A 17,963-nucleotide genomic window follows, 5' to 3' on the forward strand; every position below is an offset into this window, starting at 1 on the left:
GGCCGGTAGAATCGCGGGTTTTCCGTACAACCCGTGGAGTTGATGGCATGACGGACGTTAAGAAGGTAGTTCTGGCCTATTCCGGTGGCCTGGATACCTCGGTGATCCTCAAGTGGCTGCAAGACACCTATCACTGTGAAGTGGTGACCTTCACCGCCGACCTCGGCCAGGGCGAAGAGGTCGAACCGGCCCGCGCCAAGGCTCAGGCCATGGGCGTCAAGGAAATCTACATCGACGACCTGCGCGAAGAGTTCGTGCGTGATTTCGTCTATCCGATGTTCCGCGCCAATACCGTGTACGAAGGCGAGTACCTGCTGGGTACGTCCATCGCCCGTCCGCTGATCGCCAAGCGTCTGATCGAGATCGCCAACGAGACTGGCGCCGACGCCATCTCCCACGGCGCCACCGGCAAAGGCAACGACCAGGTCCGTTTCGAACTGGGCGCCTACGCGCTGAAGCCGGGCGTGAAGGTTATCGCTCCGTGGCGCGAGTGGGATCTGTTGTCACGCGAGAAGCTGATGGACTATGCCGAGAAGCACGGCATTCCGATCGAGCGTCACGGTAAGAAGAAGTCGCCGTACTCCATGGATGCCAACCTGCTGCACATCTCCTATGAAGGCGGCGTGCTGGAAGACACCTGGACCGAGCACGAAGAAGACATGTGGAAATGGACCGTGTGCCCGCAAAAGGCACCGGACGTGGCCACCTACATCGAGCTGACCTACCGCAAGGGCGACATTGTTGCCATCGACGGCGTTGAGATGACCCCGGCCACCGTGCTGGCTGAATTGAACCGCATCGGCGGTCTCAACGGCATCGGCCGTCTGGACATCGTCGAGAACCGTTATGTCGGCATGAAGTCCCGTGGCTGCTACGAGACCCCAGGTGGCACCATCATGCTGCGCGCGCACCGCGCCATCGAGTCGATCACCCTGGACCGCGAAGTGGCCCACCTGAAAGACGAGCTGATGCCCAAGTACGCCAGCCTGATCTACACCGGCTACTGGTGGAGCCCGGAGCGTCTGATGCTGCAACAGATGATCGACGCCTCCCAGGAGCATGTGAACGGCGTTGTGCGCCTGAAGCTGTACAAGGGCAACGTCATCGTCACCGGGCGCAAGTCCGACGACTCGCTGTTCGATGCCAACATCGCCACCTTCGAAGAAGACGGCGGTGCTTACAACCAGGCCGACGCGGCGGGCTTTATCAAGCTCAACGCGCTGCGCATGCGTATCGCTGCTGGTAAAGGCCGTAAGTTGTTCTAACGGCTGCCGGTAGAAAAAACGCCTCGCTTTTGCGGGGCGTTTTTTTGTCTGCTGATTTTGGCTGGTGAGTCAGGGTTTGCTGCTGGCCAGTTTGGCTGGGGTCGGCGGGCGCAGGTACTGCTGCAGCAGGGCTACTAGGTTGGCCTTGGGCGCCAGCAGGATTTCCACTCGGCGATTCAAGGCTCGGCCCTCAGGGCTGTCGTTGGCGGCGCGTGGCATGTCTGAACCCACACCTTTGAGGCGCATGCGGTCACGCTCGAAGCCGCTGAGACGGAAGATGCCGCCAACCGCCTGAGCCCGCTGTTCGCTGATCCGCCGGTTCAATTCCAGTTTGCCGCTGCTGTCGGCGTGACCGAGGATCAACACGGCAGCACCTTGCGGGTCTTGCTCGGCGAGCTTGGCCATACGCGTGAGCGGGCCGAGTTTGGTCGGCAGTAGCAGTTGCGGCCGGTCCGGATTGAAGCTGCCCTCTACCGGCATGGTTACCAGCAGCACATCCTCGCGTCGCTCCAGGTCGAAGCCGCTACCTTGCAGGGCTTCGCGCAGGCGTGGCTCGTATTCATTCAGCCATTTCTGATCATATTTGGGCGCCGCCAGGGTCGGATTTGCGGCGATTTTGCTGGCGCTGGTGTTGTCGAATGGCCACCAGCGTTTGGCCGTGCCGCTTTTGTCGGGTGCGGCGCCGGAGTGGGCGCAACCGCCGAGCATGACCAGAACCATGGCTAAAACGAGTTTGGGTGACATGCAGTGTTTCCTGAAAGGTGCGCTGCCAAGCGGCCGGCGCCAGAGGGGCGCAGTCTTTCCTGTCACAGACCGATAGGCAAGGGCGGTAGCGCGCCGTTGGTCGCAGGGCCGTTGCTGCTTGGCCTGGCAAGTCTGGCGGTTCACAATGCGCCACTGATTTATCGCTGAGGGAACCACCATGCGAATTTTGCACACCATGCTGCGCGTCGGCGATCTGGACAAATCCATCGCCTTTTACACCGAGGTGCTGGGCATGACCCTGCTGCGTCGCAACGACTACCCGGACGGCAAGTTCACCCTGGCCTTCGTCGGTTATGGCGACGAGGCGCACAACAGCGTGATTGAGTTGACTCACAACTGGGGCGTAAGTGAATACGCGCTGGGCGGCGGCTACGGCCATATCGCCCTGGAAGTGGCCGACGTCTACAAGGCCTGCGAGGACATCCGCGCCCGCGGTGGCAAGATCACCCGCGAAGCCGGGCCGATGCAGCATGGCAACAGCATCCTGGCATTTGTCGAAGACCCGGACGGCTACAAGATCGAGCTGTTGTCGCCTTCGCGCCGCGACTGAGTCTCTCGGCAAAACAAAAGGCCCCGTCCAGTTAGTCGCTGGACGGGGCCTTTTTTTGCGGTGGCAGCTTAGGTGTGCGCGCTCTGGGGCGCTGCCGCGCCGTCGAGGTTTGGCTTGGCCAGCACGCTGTACACGCAGGGCAGTACGAACAGGGTGAACAGGGTGCCGACAGACATGCCGGTAGCGATCACCAGGCCGATGTCGAAACGGCTGACCGCACCGGCACCGCTGGCGAGGATCAGCGGCAGCATGCCGAAGACCATCGCCGCGGTGGTCATCAGTACCGGACGCAGGCGAATGGCCGCCGCTTCTTCGACCGCTGCACGCGGCCCAAGGCCTTTGTCGCGGCGCAACTGGTTGGCGAACTCGACGATCAGGATGCCGTGCTTGGTGATCAAGCCAATCAAGGTCACCAGGCCGACCTGGGTGTAGATGTTCATGCTGGAGAAACCGAGGAACAGCGGGATCAGCGCACCGCAGATCGACAGTGGCACGGTCACCAGAATCACCAGCGGGTCGCGGAAGCTCTCGAACTGCGCCGCCAGCACCAGGAAAATCAACGCCAGCGCCAGGCCAAAGGTGACATACAGGGCGCTGCCTTCCTGCACGTACTGGCGCGAGGCGCCGGCATAGTCGAAGGCAAAGCCCGGCGGCGCCTCTTCAGTGGCGATCTGCCGCACCGTCTCGATGGCATCGCCCATGCTCACGGTCGGGAAGCCCTGGATGATCGCCGAGTTGAGCTGCTGGAACTGGTTGAGCTGGGTCGGCCGGGCGCGGTCATGCACTTTGATCAGGGTCGACAGCGGCAGCATCTGCCCCTGGCCGTTCTTCACGTAGTAGCTGCGCAGCCAGTCGGGGTTGTCGCGGTAGGCGCGTTCCACCTGGGCGATCACCTTGTAACTACGGCCGTCGATGGTGAAGCGGTTGATCTCGCCTTCGCCCAGCAGAGTGGCCAGGGTACCGCCGAGGTCTTCCATGGACACGCCCATTTGCGCGGCTTTCTCGCGGTCGATCTCGACCACCACTTCCGGCTTGTCGAAGGCCAGGTCGACGTCGAGGAAGGCGAACTTGCCCGAGGCCTGGGCCCGTTGCTTGATCCGCTCGGTCACCTGCAGCAGCGACTCGTAGTCGTTGGGGGTGTTGATCACGAACTGGAAGGGCAGGCCTTCGCCGGTGCCGGGCAGGGACGGTAGGTTGAAGCCGAAGATCTGCAGGCCGGGGATCTGGCCGAGCTTGGCCTGCACTTCCGGAAGGATCTCCATCTGGGTGCGCTGGCGCTCGTCCCAGGGCTTGAGCAGGAAGCCGCCGATGCCGGCCTGCACGCCGTTGAAACCGTTGATCTGGAACGACGAGTAGTACTCGGGAAATTCCTTGAACAAGGTTACGAACTGATCGGTGTAGGCATTCAGGTAATTGAGGTTGGTCGGCTGCGGTGCGGTGGCCATCAGGAACACGATGCCCTGGTCCTCGTCCGGTGCCAGTTCCTTCTCGGTAAACATCAGCAGCAGCGGGATTAGGCACAGCACGATGGCGGCAAAGGTCAGCACCACCGGGCGGGTGTCGAGGGTGGTGTGCAGGGCGCGCTGGTAGCGCTGCTTCAGACGCTCGAAAATCTGGTCGAGGCGATGGGCCAGGCCCGAGGGGTTTTCCTCGTGGCGCAGCAGCACCGAGCACATCATCGGCGACAGGGTCAGGGCGACAATGCCGGAGATCACCACGGCACCGGCCAGGGTCAGGGCAAACTCCTTGAACAGGGCGCCGGTCAGGCCTTCAAGGAAGCCGATGGGGGCGTACACCGCTGCCAGGGTGATGGTCATTGATACCACCGGCACGGCGATCTCGCGGGCGCCTTCGATGGCCGCATTGAACGGGGTTTTGCCTTCCTCGATATGGCGGTGGATGTTCTCCACCACGACGATGGCGTCGTCCACCACCAGGCCGATCGCCAGGACCATGGCCAGCAGGGTCAGGAGGTTGATCGAGTAGCCCATCAGCTGCATGAAGAACAGCACGCCGATCATCGACAGCGGGATGGTGATCACCGGGATCAGCACCGAGCGGAACGCGCCGAGGAACAGGAACACCACGACGATGACGATCAGCACCGCCTCGATTAGGGTCTGCACCACTTCATCGATGGAGGCCTGGATAAAGCGGGTGGCGTCGTAGGCAATCGCCACTTTCAGGTTGGGCGGCAGCTGAGCGGTCAGTTGTGGCATGACCTTGCGCACTTCCTTGATCACGTCCAGCGGGTTGGCGCTGGGTGAGGCTTTGATGCCGATATATACGGACGGGATGCCGTCGAAGGAGCTGATCGAATCGTAGTTCTCCGCGCCCATTTCCACTCGTGCCACGTCGCGCACCAGCACCCGGCGGTCGCCGAGGGTTTTCAGCGGGATGGCGGCAAAGGCGTCGGCGGATTTCAGGTCGGTTTCCGCGTTGAGGCTGGTGACCACGTACTGGCCTTTGACCTCGCCGGCGGCGGACAGGAAGTTGTACTTGCGCACCGCCTCGTTGACGTCATTGGCGGTCAGGCCGAAGGCGGCGAGCTTGACTGGGTCCAGCCACAGGCGCATGGCGAACACCTGGTTACCGAGGATTTCGGCCTCGGCCATGCCAGGCAAGGTGGCCAGCTTGGGCTGGATCACCCGCGACAGGTAGTCGGTGATCTGCGGGTTGTTCAACTCATCGCTGTAGAAGCTGATGTACATCAGCGCGGAGGAATCGGCGGCTTCCTTGCTCAGCACCGGGTCTTCGGCGTTGGCCGGCAGTTGGTTCTTCACTTCGCTGGCCTTGGCCAGTAGCTCGGTGAACAAGCGATCGCTGTCGGCGCCGATGCGCGCATAGATCGAGATGATCGACACGTTCTGTCGGCTCACCGAGGTCATGTAGTCGATGCCGGCGGCGCTGGCCAGGCTTTGCTGCAGGGGTTGGGTGATATAGCCCTGGATGGTTTCGGCGTTGGCGCCCGGATAGGCGGTGGTCACCGTGATCAGGGCGTTTTCCATCTGCGGGTATTGGCGGATGGTCAGTTTGTTGAAGGCCTGCAAGCCGAGCAGCACGATCAACAGACTGACCACCGTGGCCAGCACTGGGCGACGGATAAAGGGATCGGTAAAAGCCATGAAAAAAGGTCCTTGGCGCGGGCGCCGAATCAGTTGGCGGCGGGCTGGCTGTTGGCTTTGCCGGTCAGGGCCTGATCAGCGATCAGGCTGACGCGGGCACCGTTATCCAGCTTCAACTGGCCGGCAGTGACGATCTGCTCGCCGGCCTTCAGGCCTTTGCGAATTACCACCTGGCCGTCGCGGCGCTCACCGGTTTCGACAAAGCGGCGCTCCACCTGCAGGTCCTGCACGGGCTGCTCGGCGGCCGCAGGGGCCTGGGCGATACCGACGGCGCACATCAAACTGCCAACGGCAGACTCGCACGGGTTGGGCGCAGGCTCCGGCGTATGGGGCACCACCACATACAGGCTGTTGCCGTAGAGGGTGAAGGTCACCGCGGTTTCCGGCACTACTACTTGCTCGGCCTGTTCGGCCAGCAGCACCTGCAGGTTGGCGAACATGCCCGGCAGCAGCTTGCCATTGGGGTTGGCGAGCATGGCGCGCACTTGCAGGTTGCGCGTGCTGTCTTCGACCTTGGGGTTAATGGCGCTGATCTGACCGATAAACACCTCATCGGGATAGGCCGCGACCTTGATGCGCACCTGTTGACCGATGGCCAGCAGGGGCACGTTCTGCTCCGGCAGGAAGAAGTCGACGAACAGGGTGGAGAGGTCCTGCAGGGTGGCCACCGGGGTGCCGGCGGCAACGAAGTCACCGACATCCACCTGACGGATGCCGATGGTGCCGGCGAACGGCGCGATGATGCGTTTCTTCTCCAGCAGGGCCTTGAGTTGCGCCACGCGGGTGATGGACTTTTGCAGCTCGGCGCTCAGGCGGTCGAACTCGCTTTTCGAGATCGCCTGGCGCCCCACCAGGTTCTTGCCGCGCTCGTACTCGACCTTGGCCAGGCCCAGTTCGGCTTGAGCGGTGGCCATGCTGGCCTGTTCCACATCGCTGTCGAGTTGCACCAGCGGCTGGTGCAGGCGGACTTTCTCGCCGGAGTTGAACTGCAGGTCGTTGACCGTGCCGCCTACTTCTACCGTCAGCTCCACACCTTGAAAGGCTTTCAGGCTGCCGATGGCCGGCAGCAGGTTCTGCCAGGGCTGCAGGCTAGCGGTCGCGGCGCTGACCGCAATCGGTGGCCGCGGTCCGCTGAACTGCTGGATCTGCTGGTAAATGGAGATGAATTTAGCGGTGGCGAGGGCGAGTACCGTGAGGGTAACCACACCCAGCATGGTCAGCATGCGGCGGCGCAACATAGTCCGAATCCTTGGCTTGGCAGGAGGGGCGTTAGGGTCTGTTCCCGTTTCATCGCACGCCGCGTTGCTGCGAAAAAGAGTCCCCGGTTAGGCGCAGGACGCCGGTAATGGCTATTTCCTTACCAAGTCCTGCAACAACAGCGGGGGCATTTCTCGCGCAACCCGAAGGGGCGGGCCGGCGCGGCCGCGAATGGAATGGGAACAAACCCTATCAAGCCTCGCACCTTAGCCCTGCGCGGCCTCTAGAGTCAAAAGTGCTGCTTTGCAAAAGTTTACGGCGTCGCTTTCGCGTAACAGGCTGTTGCCCGTTTCGATCTAATTGAGGAGGGGGGGGAGGCGCAGTACCTGGCTGCTTGGCCAGGTACTGCGCGAGGCTTAGGCCTGGAGGCGCTGGCTGACGCCGCCCAGTTGACTGGACAGGTCTTGCAGGGAGTGGCTGGCGGTTTGCGTGCGAGCAACATGCTCTTGGTTGGCGTTGGCGATGGCGGTCAGTTCAGTGAGGTTTTGCGAGATATCTTCAGCCACTGAGGTCTGTTCTTCGGCGGCGGTCGCAATCTGCCGGTTCATGTCGCGGATTGCTTCCACGGCGCCGGAGATACGCTGCAGCATGGCGCCGGCCTGGGTGACTTGTTCAACGCCTTCTTCGCTGCGGCTCTGACCGCTTTCGATAGCGCGCACGGCATTTACCGCACTGTTTTGTACATCGTTGATGATTTGGTTGATCTCGGCGGTGGAGTCGGCGGTTTTTTTCGCCAGGTTGCGGACTTCATCGGCCACCACGGCAAACCCACGACCTGCATCGCCTGCGCGGGCCGCTTCAATGGCGGCGTTAAGGGCCAACAGATTGGTTTGTTCAGCGATGCCGCGAATCACTTCCAGCACCTTGCCGATGCGACCGCTGTCGGCTTCCAGGGTGCGAATCACGCTGGCAGTGTTGGCAATCTCGCTGCGAATGCTGGTGATGGTGTTGATGGTGGACTGCATAACGTTGTCGCTCTGGCGCGCCGAACTGTCGGCGTCGTCGGCGGCGTGGGCCGCTTCGGCGGCATGGCGGGCAACCTCTTGGGCGGTGGCGGACATTTCCTGCATGGCGGTGGCCACTTGATCGGTGCGGTCGAACTGCTCGCGCACGCCTTCGGTCATCAGGGTGGCGATGTTATTGAGGTTGCCGCTGGCGCTGTCCAGCTCCTGGGTACTGTGGTGCAGTTGTTGGCTGGCATCGGCGAGAAAGTCGCGCAGCAGATTGGCGGAGTCGGTCAGGCGACCCAGTTCGTCGTGGCGCTGGTTGATCAGGCGTTGGCCAATCTTGCCGCGGCTAAGTTGTTCGATATGGCCGGTGAGTGTGCCGATAGGCACCAGCAAGTTGCGATTGACCAGGGCCAGGCTGCCAATGGCCACCACGATGGCCGCCCCGACCAGAATCAATACGCCACTGAGAATGGTGCCACTGGCACTGCTGGCAATCGCCACAGATTTATTCTGGGCGTGCTCATGCAGCTGCTTGACCAAAGCGGACATCTGCTCGCTGGCGGCGCGGTCGATGCCTTTGACCGCAGCATCGCCGGCTTTGCCGTCCGCATTGGCGGCAATAAATGCGGCGCGGCCCTGGCGATAGGCCTGGCCGAGGCTACGGTGTTCATCTTTTAGGCGGCTGGCTTGTTGTCTGAACTCGTCCTCGAGCGCCGGCACAGCCAGCAGAGCTTCAAGGCTGTGCTGAACCTTGGTTTCCTGCTCGACAAACTGGTTCCAGTACTTGTCCAGAGCGGCTGGGTCGCTGCCGCGCAAGAGCACGTTTTTCCACTCTTGCACCTGGATCTTGAACTCTAGGTTGGCTTGGTCGACCTCACTGGCAGCCAGCATTTCCTGGGCCAGTAGATTTTGATACGCGTGGATATTGCCGGAGAGGAACTTGAAGCAGCCCAAGGCAATCAGCAGCATCAGCAACAAGCTGCCGCTGAGCAGGACTAGGGTTTGACTGCGCAGGGAGTTTTGGATGGCCATGCTGACGCCTCAATGTTGGGGAACCTAGAAGTTCCAGTATAGGTCGGCGTCAGGATTTGTAACTTGAGCGAGTTCTTGCTTCAGGCCAGGCGCAAATGGTTGTCCCACAGCCCGGCAGGCAGTTCCAGCGGCCGGCCGCCGATGGTTTCGCTGTGGCAGTTGTAGAGACGACAGCGGCCAACTCCGGAGCTGACCACAAAGCCTTCGGCCACCGCGCCGACGCCTGCGCAGTCGGGGAGCGGGGCATCCAGGCGCAGGCGGGCGTTGTCTAAATCCCAGATCAGCAGGCGATTGCCCCGTGGGGCGGTGAGGGCCAACAGGCGCAGCTCATCGTGAATCGCCAGGCTGGCGCAATATTGCTGCATGACCTGGCGTTGCTCGGCAGCCACCGGGAACTCTGCCAAGGCTTGGCCGGGGCGCTTGATTGCCAGAAGCGGCACGGCGTCGCCTAGTTCGCCCTGATATTGCTGACCGCAGGCGATGGTGCCGTCGGCGGCTACGGCCAGGTGGCGGATGCTGTTCAGTGGGTTGGCCAGGCGTTCGCGGCTGAACAGGTTGCCGTCGCGGCTCATCAGTACCAGACTCGACTCCATGGCATCGAGGTTGGTGGCCTCGCGACTGTCGGCCTCGGTGCGGATGCCGCCGTTAGCCACCACGAGGGTTTCACCGTCGGGCAACCACAGCAGTTGGTGCGGGCCGATGCCGTGGGTCGACAGTTCGCTGTGGCGCTGCAACTGACCATTACTCAGGCGCCAGACGCCCAGCACGCCGCGACCGGGCTCGCGGGTGTCGTTCTCGGTGCTGTACAGCCATTCGCCGTCCTTGTGGAACACCGCGTGGCCATAGAAGTGGCGGTCTGCCGGTGTGCGCAGGGTTTGCAGCAGACGGCCGTCGCGGCAGTCGATCAGGTAGCTCTCAGTGCCGGGACGACGGCCGACAAACAGCGCCAGCGGCTGCTGTGGATGCACGCTGATGTCGTGGCAGCGGCTGGCCACCTGGGTGCTGAATGCCTGGCTGCCATCCAGGCGAAAGCCGACGGCGTAGTGGCGTCCGGCCGCGTCGTTACGGGCAGACAGCAGCAGCGGCTGATGGGTTTGCTGGGTCAGAGTCCAACCGCCCAGCGCCCCGGCACCGAGCAGGGCGAGGCCACTGAACTGAAGAAAATGCCTACGGTTCATTGTTGGCCTCAGTCGCCATCGTTGGCGTTAAAGCCCAGCTGGATATCCAGGGCCTTGGCCAGGTCGGTTTCATGCAGGCGATGCAGGCGGCCGAAGCTGTCGTACAGGGCATTCAATTGTGCGCGGCCGCTGTCGTTGCTCAGCAGTTCGCTGAGGGGCTGCTTGAGGGCCGTCAACTGCTGGCGACTGTCCTGGTAGGCGCTGTCGATGCGGTTGGCCAGTTCATGTTGTTCGCTGCTCAGCAGGGCGCGCAGGCCGTCGGCTTTAGCACCTTGCCAGACCTGTTCGGCGCTATTGAGGCTGGCCAGCAGGTTGCTCAAGCTGGCGTTGCTGCGCCAGGCTTCGGCTTGATAGGGCTGGGGCAGGCCCTTGGTTTGCCGGCCCAGTGGGGTGCCGAGTTTCTTTTTCATGCCTTCCAGGCCGGTGACCTGGCTGCGCAGGATCGCGGCGATGGCTTCTTTGCCGTCGGCATAGCGCTCGTTAGGGAAGGCTTGCAGTTGCGCGAGCATGCCGTCCTTTGCCTGCCACTGTTCGAGCATGCTGCCCGCCAGCGTCTGCTGGTGGCCGCCGATGGCGATCAGTAGCGGGCAGTAACGACTTTTTTGCTCCGCCTGGCTGAGGTCGAGGCTTTGCTCGAAGAGCACGTATTCATTGGCGGTCAGGCCCTGAACCACCACGCTGGCTTGGTCCAGCGCTGTCTGGGTGAGGGGCTCCGGCTTGCTCAACAGGCTTTCGACCTGGCGGGCGACGAGATTCTTCTTGTCCGGCCAGAACTGCACTTGCCAGGCACGGTTGCCTTCCGCCAACGGGCCGAGCAGCAGCGGTTGCAGGGCGCTCCAGGCCCCCTGGGCTTGGAGCAGGGCAGCGCGGGCGCTGGCCAGGTCCGCCTCACCTTGGCAAAACGCCTGGCTGCTGGCGGCCAGTTGTTGGTCGGCCTGCAGCCATTGCTGGTAGGCCGGCAGCAGCACGCCGCTGGCCAGGGCACTGCTGGTTTGCTGATGCGGGTCTGCGGGACTGCAGGCGCTGAGAGCCAGGGCCAACAAGGTGGCGGTAACGGGCATACGGAACATGAACGGCTCCTTAGAGAGAATGCAAAAAGGCCAGCAGGGCGGCACGTTGTTCGGCATCGAAGGTGAGCACTTGCTGGCGGGCGGCTTCAGCTTCGCCGCCATGCCAGAGAATCGCCTCAAGTAGGTTGCGGGCACGGCCGTCATGCAGCAGTTGGCTATGGCCATTGACGGTTTCCGTGAGGCCCACGCCCCACAGCGGGGCGGTGCGCCATTCGCGGCCGCTGGCAAGAAATTCCGCGCGATTGTCCGCCAGACCGTCGCCCATGTCATGTAGCAGCAGGTCGCTGTAAGGGCGAATCAACTGGTTAGCCAGCTCGGGTTCGGCGGCATCGGTGCGAGTGGTGAACGATGGGGTATGGCAACTGCTGCAGCCGGCCTGTTTGAACAGTTGTTTGCCCTGGCGCACTTGCAGGTCATCGACCTGGCGACGCGCCGGGACGCCGAGGTTGCGGCTGTAGAACAACACCAGGGCGAGGATGTCGTCACTGACTTCCGGCTGGCCGCCGTTGACGGCCTGGCGACAGCTTGTTTGGGTAGCGGTGCAATCGTCGCGGGGCAACAGGTTTGTGGTCAGGCCCATGTCGCCGGCAAAAGCGTGGGCGTTTTGCTGGTTGAGCGTCGGTTGGCCGGCCTTCCAGCCAAAACGGCCGAGCACGGTTTTACCCAGGGCATCGTCCCAGACCTGGTTGGCGCGGCCGGAAATACCATCGCCATTGGCGTCGTCAGGGTCGGCGTTGGCCAGAATGCTGGCTGTAGGGATGGCTTCCAGCAGGCCGAGGCCGATCATCGGCGGTGCTATGCGCGCCGAGAACTGGGTGTCGGGGTGCAGCGGGCCGTAACCCAACTGGCTGATCTGCAGTGTGGGTTGGCGCAGGTCAACCTGGGTGCCGTCGGCAAAGTGCATGGGTAGGCTGCGATAGTCGATGCGCACCTTACCTTCCGGCGCGCTGCCGGGGATGGCCATGTCCTGCAGTTGGCCGCCGTACACCGGCTCGGGGACGATGCCTGCGTGCAGCAGGCTGGTCTTATCGGCGGGGCCGGCAGGGATGGACAGACGCACCAGCATGGACACGGCGCTTTCCGCGTCCGCGGCGGGTGGATGACCGCGACCGTCCTTGATATGGCAGTTCTGGCAAGCATTGGTGTTGAACAACGGCCCCAGTCCATCGCGGGCGGTGGTGGTGGCCGGGGCGATGACCCAGGGGTTGCGAAAGAAACTGTTGCCGACGCTGAAGTCCAGACGCCGAGATGGCGAAAGGTTGGCGGAGGGCAGGGAGAAGGCGTTGTGATCGCTTTGCTGCACTGTGGCGCTGCCGCCGGACAGGGCTTCACCAGGCTCGGCAGGCGGTGGGGACTGGTCGCAGGCCGCCAAGGTCAGCAGTAAGGACAAACCGACGAAGCGGCTTAGCAGTGCAGGCATGTTCGAGCATCTCGTGACGTTGCAGCGGGGCTGGGTAGAAATGCCAACAGGCGCCGGCTCATAAAAGTCGGGCGCCCGTTAGCGATACCGCAGTGGGTTTAGAACTGGTGGTCAGCGGTGTCCGGGTTGAGGTCGCTGATGCCCAGTTTCTTGGCCGCCTGTTCGATCGCCGCAGTCTGGGTGACCAAGGCTGTGATGGCGTCGCGGATGATTTGCTGGCCGGCCTTGTTGTCGGCGGCAATCAGTTGGTCAAAGTGCACGTGGTTTTTCTCGGCGCTGTCGACCAAGGCTTGCAGCTTGCTTTCGCTGGCCTGCAAATCGGCTTTCAGGGTGCTGTCGGCCTGGGCGTCCGCTTTGGCTACCAGGTCAGACAGGCTTGGGCCGCTGAGGGTGCTGCCGTCCGCCTTCAGGTATTCGCCGAGGTAGACGTTACGGATACCCTTGGCATTGAAGAAGTGCGAGTTATGGGTGTTGTCGCTGAAGCAATCGTGCTCGTCTTCAGTCGAGTTAGCTTCCAGGGCGACTTTCATGCGCTCGCCGGCCAGTTCGCCAAGGGACAGGCTGCCCATACCGAAGAGCATTTTGCGCAGGCCATTCTCGGCCGGCTCTGCTTCAAGCTTGGCGCGGTAGTTGTCGGCCACACCGGCTTGCCATTGGCCAGCCATGTAATCGAGGTCGGTGATCAGTAGGGTAGTGGCCGCTTTCAGGTAGCTGGCGCGGCGGTCGCAATGGCCGCCGGTGCAACCGTCACCCTGAATGAAGTCGCTGGCCGGGCGCTGACCTGCGCCTGGGTTGCTGCCGTTGAGGTCCTGACCCCAAAGCAGGAATTCGATGGCGTGGTATCCGGTGGCGACGTTGGCTTCGGAGCCGCCCAGTTCATTCAGGCTGGCCAACAGTTCCGGGGTGATGGCGCTGGCATCGAGCTTGTCTTCACCCACCTGGATCTGCTTGTTGGCGATGATGTTGGCGGTGGCACCGGGGTTGCCCAAGGCGTGCGGGTAGTTGCTGGCCACGTAGTCGATCAGGCCTTCATCCAGGGGCCAGGCATTGAGCTGACCTTCCCAGTCGTCGACCACGCCGTTGCCGAAGCGGAACACTTCACTTTGCATGTAGGGCACACGAGCGGCCAGCCAGGCGGTGCGGGCGGCGCTGAGGGTGGCTTCGCTCGGCGCGGCCAGCAGGGCGTCAACGGCGCTCTGCAGTGCTTTACCGGTGCTGGCAGCATCGTTGAACACCGCGGAGGCGAGAGCGGCGTAATGGGCAACCACGGCCTTGCTGGCGGCCGGGTCGAGTGCGCTGGCGCTGCTGGCTACGGGCGCCGTAGCCGCTGGCGGAGTGGCTTTATCTTCGCCGCAGCCGGCGAGAGTGATGGCGAGAGCGAGCAGGCTGGCGCTGGCCAGGGGCATACGAAGCATGGCGAAGTCCTTAGCGGCAAGAAGATGACGGCGGCGATAGTAGCTGAAACTACAACGTAATGCGAAGGATTTGCATTTTGATGCGCGTGAGCCGTCGCTGACATTTGGCCGACTGGACCTCAGCGCGGCGGCCTGACTGTGGTTAGAATCCGCCCGTCATTACTTTGGTTTTCTGGAGAAGCCTGTATGAGCCTGACCGCCGTTGCTCTTGTTGTGGTGCTGTTCTTGCTGGTGGCCTACCTGGTCAACCTCTACAACGGCCTGGTGCGCCTTAAGCACGGGGTGAGCAAGGCTTGGGCGAACATCGATGTGCTGCTGCGTCAGCGCCATGAAGAACTGCCCAAGCTGGTCGAGACCTGCAAGCAGTACATGCAGCATGAACGCAACACTCTGGAGGCGGTGATCGCGGCGCGCAATGCTGTGGCCAGTGCGCGGGACAAGGGCGATGTGGGTGCCTTGGGGCAGGCCGAAAGTGGGCTGCGCGCGGGCCTGGGTCAGCTGTTTGCGTTGGCGGAAAATTATCCGCAACTGAAAGCCAATGAGAGTTTCCAGCATTTGCAGCAACGCATCAGTGGTCTGGAAAACGGCATTGCCGATCGCCGTGAGTTGTACAACGAGGCGGTCAATCTCAATAACGTACGTATCGAGCAGTTCCCCGACGTGCTGATCGCCAGCCGCTGCGGCTTCAAGGCCGCCGAGCTGCTGCAGTTCAGCGAGGCCGAGAAGGCTGACGTCGACCTCAAGTCGCTGTTCAGCTAAAGCATGGAAATCGATGGGCTGGTTGTGGCCCTGGCCGCCAGTGTGGGGGCTTGTGTGGGCGGTGGCTGGTGGTCGCTGAAGCGGATGGCCGAAGCGCGCTATCTACAGGATACCCCGACCTCGAAGATTCGCTCGGCAGCCCAGGGCTATGTCGAGCTATACGGCGTGCTGCAGGAGCATCAAGCCAGTCTGCAGGCGCGGCTGACTGGTAAACCCTGTCTGTGGTGGCGCTTCAAGGTCGAGGAATACAGCAGCGGCGAAAAGCGTAACTCTTGGCGGGTGGTGAAAAGTGGTAGTAGCGAGGCGTGCTTCCTACTGTCCGATGGCACTGGCGAGTGCCTGATTGATCCCAAGGGCGCGGAAATACGTCCGGCGACCAAGGAGGTCTGGCAGAGCGACCAAGCGCCACTGACAATGGGCGGAGGTGGGTTGTTCGATTGGTTCTCCAGTGGCAAGCAATACCGCTATACCGAAGAGCGTTTGCATCAGGGCGAGCCGTTGTATGCCATCGGTGGTTTCCGCACCACCGGTGCCAGTCAGCAGGGACTGGATATGAATGCGCTCCAGGGGGCGGTTGTGCGCGAATGGAAGGCCAATTATTCCGAGCTCTTGGAGCGGTTCGATAGTGACCACAATGCGCAGCTGGACGAGTCAGAGTGGAGTCGAGTGCGTCTTGCCGCACAGCTTGAAGCTGAGGATCGCCACCGCGTGCAGAGCCTGCAGCCGGCACAGCACCAGATGGGCAAACCTAATCAGGCGCAGCCGTTTATCCTCTCCAGCCATGGTGAAGACCAGTTGGCGCGGCAGTTTTACTGGCAGGCACTGGCCGGTGGCGTGGTTTGCCTGATTGGTGCTTTGGCGTTGACCTGGTTGTTGCGCAACGCGCTGCCTTGATTCAGCCGTTAAATGCGCCACAAAAAAGCCGCTTACCTCTGCCAGGTGAGCGGCTTTTTTGTGGGCGCGCTGATGTTTTACAGCGACGCGGAGTTGGCAGGGCTCAAACGTCGGGACTGTTTGAGGAATAGCGTCAGCTCCCGTGGCGGCAGCGGTTTGCTGTACAGGTAACCTTGGCCCTCGTTACAGCCCTGGGCGACGATGTAGGCTTCCTGCTCGATGGTTTCTACCCCTTCGGCGATCACCTGCATGCCGAGGCTTTTGGCCAGCTGGATGATGGCGCGCACGATGGTGGCGTCGTCCTCGTCTTCCAGCAGGTCCTGGACGAAGCTCTTGTCGATCTTGATCTTGTCTAGCGGCAGGCTCTTCAGGTAACTCAGCGAGGAGTAGCCGGTACCGAAGTCGTCAATGGCAATCAGGGCTCCGGAACGGCGCAGGCTGAGCAGGTGCTGAGCGGCGGTAGTGATGTCTTCCATCAGGCCGGTTTCGGTGACTTCCAACTCCAGGCTGCGCGGCGGCAGGCGATAGACCTGCAGCAGGTTGTTGACGATGCGTGGCAGCTCGGCGTGGTGCAGCTGTACCGAGGACAGATTGACTGCCATGCGCAGATCGATAAAGCCCTGATCGTGCCATTCGCGCAGTTGCTTGCATGCCTGATCCAATACCCACTCGCCAATCGCCACGATGGAACCATTCTGCTCAGCCAGCGGGATGAAGATGTCCGGCGAAACAAAGCCGTGTTGCGGGTGTTGCCAGCGCAGCAGGGCCTCGACGCCAATGACGCGATGGTCGCTGTAATCGATTTGGGGCTGATAAACCAAGTGCAGCTCATTGTTGGCGAGGGCTTCGCGCAGGGACTTCTCCAGTTCGCGGCGGCGGCGCATCTCGCTGTCGACGCTGGCGATGTAGAACTGGTAGCGGTTGCGCGAGCGGCTTTTGGCCAGGGTCATGGTTTGTTCGGCTTTCTGCAGCAGCTTCTCGGTGCTGTCGCCATCTTCCGGGAACAGGGTGATGCCGATGGTGGCGCGCAGGCGGATTTCCTGGTGTTCGAGCACAAACGGCTGCTCCAGGTCATCGAGGATGGTTTGCGCCAGCTCGGCAGCTTCGTAAGGTTGCTCGATGTCGGCCTGGATCAGGGCGAACTGGTCGCCGCCCAGGCGGGCCAGGGCGCCGAGACGACCGCTGTGGCTGCGCAGCCGGTCAGACAGCAGCAGCAGTAACTGGTCCCCGGTCTGGTAGCTGAATTGTTCGTTGATGCCCTTGAAGTCATCCAGGCCAACGCAGAGTACCGCCACCCGGTGTTGCACGCGGCCGGCGTCGCTGAGGATCTGGTCGAGTTGCTCCTGCAGTTGCTGGCGGTTAGGTAGGCCGGTGAGGAAGTCGTACTGCGACATGCGTTGCAGGCTGCTTTCGGCTTCGCGGCGCAGGTGGGTGTTACGTTCGATGGAGGCCAGCAGTTGGTTGGCGGTATTGATCCACAGCCCCAGTTCATTTTTCTCGTTGCCCTTGAGCATCGGCAGCTTGTGCTCGCTGGGACGGTCCGGGTTGATGTTGCTGAGGTGCTCAATGATTTTCGACAGCGGCTTGGTCAGCAGCCATTGGTAGACCAGGTACAGCACCAGGCTCATGGCCAGCGCGCGGAGCATGCCGGAAATAAAGATCACCACCGAACTGGTGATGAAGTTCTCGCCATAAGGGGCGGTGTCGAGAGTGATGTTGAGGTCGCCGTAATACTCTTTGTACGGTCCACGGCCAACCAGGGGAATGCTGAACGTCTGCTCTTTGCCGAGGATTACGTCAGTAAGAATGCGGCTCTCGATATCCAGCAGCGGACGAGATTTTTCCGCTAGCACGGGCTCATTCGGATGGCCAATGGCTGCGTAGCGCACCGAGTCATTCTGGAACAGGCCTTCGATCACCTGCAGCCCCATTTCTCGGTCCAGACTATAAACCGCCTGGGTCGATGGGTCGCTGAACATGGCCAGGATGCGCTGGGCATCGTTGGCGACGGTCTGGCGGGTTTTGTAGATATCAAAGACGATTTGCGCGCAGCTCAACACCAGCCCAACGATCAGGGCCGAGAGAAGCACCACGCGCAGGAGTTTCAGCGACAAACTGTGCCTGAGATCAAGCTTCAAATGGATGATTCCTTGTTCGATGCTCGAGGACTCAACTGCTTGTGAGTATTGGCAAAGTCTCGATAACCGTCAAAGCCTGATTTTTACTCAAGGCCTTTTTTTTCCGCAAGTTACTGGTTGCGACGACGCTTTACAACTGACAAGG

At 61.9% G+C, this 17,963-nt stretch carries 13 protein-coding genes; 4 read left to right on the forward strand and 9 right to left on the reverse strand.

Going from position 1 to position 17,963, the window contains the following annotated elements; all coding sequences use genetic code 11:
* The first annotated feature begins 47 nt into the window (after positions 1–47).
* Positions 48–1,265, forward strand: coding sequence for an argininosuccinate synthase (locus AC56DI_RS08970; protein ID WP_496345855.1), 1,218 nt, complete (start codon positions 48–50; stop codon positions 1,263–1,265).
* A 69-nt stretch (positions 1,266–1,334) separates the two neighbouring features.
* On the opposite strand, the gene AC56DI_RS08975 is transcribed toward AC56DI_RS08970, so the two are convergent.
* On the reverse strand, positions 1,335–2,009 hold the full coding sequence (locus AC56DI_RS08975; protein ID WP_496345856.1) for an OmpA family protein: 675 nt from the start codon (positions 2,007–2,009) through the stop codon (positions 1,335–1,337).
* A 178-nt stretch (positions 2,010–2,187) separates the two neighbouring features.
* On the opposite strand from AC56DI_RS08975, the gene gloA reads away from it, so the two are divergent.
* Positions 2,188–2,580, forward strand: a complete 393-nt coding sequence (gene gloA, locus AC56DI_RS08980; protein ID WP_496345857.1) for a lactoylglutathione lyase — start codon at positions 2,188–2,190, stop codon at positions 2,578–2,580.
* Between the two features lie 68 nt (positions 2,581–2,648).
* On the opposite strand, the gene AC56DI_RS08985 is transcribed toward gloA, so the two are convergent.
* The 7 genes from AC56DI_RS08985 to AC56DI_RS09015 all read right to left on the reverse strand — a co-directional run bounded on the left by AC56DI_RS08985 (position 2,649) and on the right by AC56DI_RS09015 (position 14,027).
* Entirely contained in the window at positions 2,649–5,705 is a 3,057-nt protein-coding gene (locus AC56DI_RS08985) for a multidrug efflux RND transporter permease subunit (RefSeq protein ID WP_496345858.1), read from the reverse strand.
* A 29-nt stretch (positions 5,706–5,734) separates the two neighbouring features.
* Positions 5,735–6,943, reverse strand: coding sequence for an efflux RND transporter periplasmic adaptor subunit (locus AC56DI_RS08990; protein ID WP_496345859.1), 1,209 nt, complete (start codon positions 6,941–6,943; stop codon positions 5,735–5,737).
* 375 nt (positions 6,944–7,318) lie between these two features.
* Positions 7,319–8,944: a methyl-accepting chemotaxis protein gene (locus AC56DI_RS08995; protein WP_496345860.1), complete on the reverse strand. Its 1,626-nt coding sequence runs from the start codon at positions 8,942–8,944 to the stop codon at positions 7,319–7,321.
* 80 nt (positions 8,945–9,024) lie between these two features.
* Positions 9,025–10,122, reverse strand: a complete 1,098-nt coding sequence (locus AC56DI_RS09000) for a DUF1513 domain-containing protein (RefSeq protein WP_496345861.1) — start codon at positions 10,120–10,122, stop codon at positions 9,025–9,027.
* An 8-nt stretch (positions 10,123–10,130) separates the two neighbouring features.
* Positions 10,131–11,192, reverse strand: a complete 1,062-nt coding sequence (locus tag AC56DI_RS09005; RefSeq protein ID WP_496345862.1) for an imelysin family protein — start codon at positions 11,190–11,192, stop codon at positions 10,131–10,133.
* Positions 11,193–11,202: 10 nt separating this feature from the next.
* Positions 11,203–12,612 (reverse strand): di-heme oxidoreductase family protein, encoded by a 1,410-nt coding sequence (locus AC56DI_RS09010; RefSeq protein WP_496345863.1) that lies wholly within the window; start codon positions 12,610–12,612, stop codon positions 11,203–11,205.
* A 98-nt stretch (positions 12,613–12,710) separates the two neighbouring features.
* Entirely contained in the window at positions 12,711–14,027 is a 1,317-nt protein-coding gene (locus tag AC56DI_RS09015; RefSeq protein ID WP_496345864.1) for an imelysin family protein, read from the reverse strand.
* A gap of 186 nt (positions 14,028–14,213) precedes the next feature.
* Between AC56DI_RS09015 and AC56DI_RS09020 the strand changes: the two genes are divergently transcribed.
* Both AC56DI_RS09020 and AC56DI_RS09025 read left to right on the forward strand, forming a co-directional pair.
* Positions 14,214–14,786 carry a LemA family protein gene (locus AC56DI_RS09020; protein ID WP_422587650.1) on the forward strand — a complete coding sequence of 191 codons (573 nt, stop codon included), beginning with the start codon at positions 14,214–14,216 and terminating at the stop codon, positions 14,784–14,786.
* Between the two features lie 3 nt (positions 14,787–14,789).
* The gene (locus tag AC56DI_RS09025; RefSeq protein ID WP_496345865.1) at positions 14,790–15,680 is read left to right on the forward strand and encodes a GIDE domain-containing protein; all 891 of its coding nucleotides are present in this window, start codon (positions 14,790–14,792) and stop codon (positions 15,678–15,680) included.
* 77 nt (positions 15,681–15,757) lie between these two features.
* On the opposite strand, the gene AC56DI_RS09030 is transcribed toward AC56DI_RS09025, so the two are convergent.
* A complete protein-coding gene (locus tag AC56DI_RS09030; RefSeq protein ID WP_496345866.1) occupies positions 15,758–17,818 on the reverse strand; it encodes a putative bifunctional diguanylate cyclase/phosphodiesterase in 2,061 nt (686 codons plus the stop codon).
* Between the last annotated feature and the right edge of the window lie 145 nt (positions 17,819–17,963).

The sequence above is a fragment of the Pseudomonas sp. BGA-UO-ETr-WB11 genome (assembly GCF_059567785.1).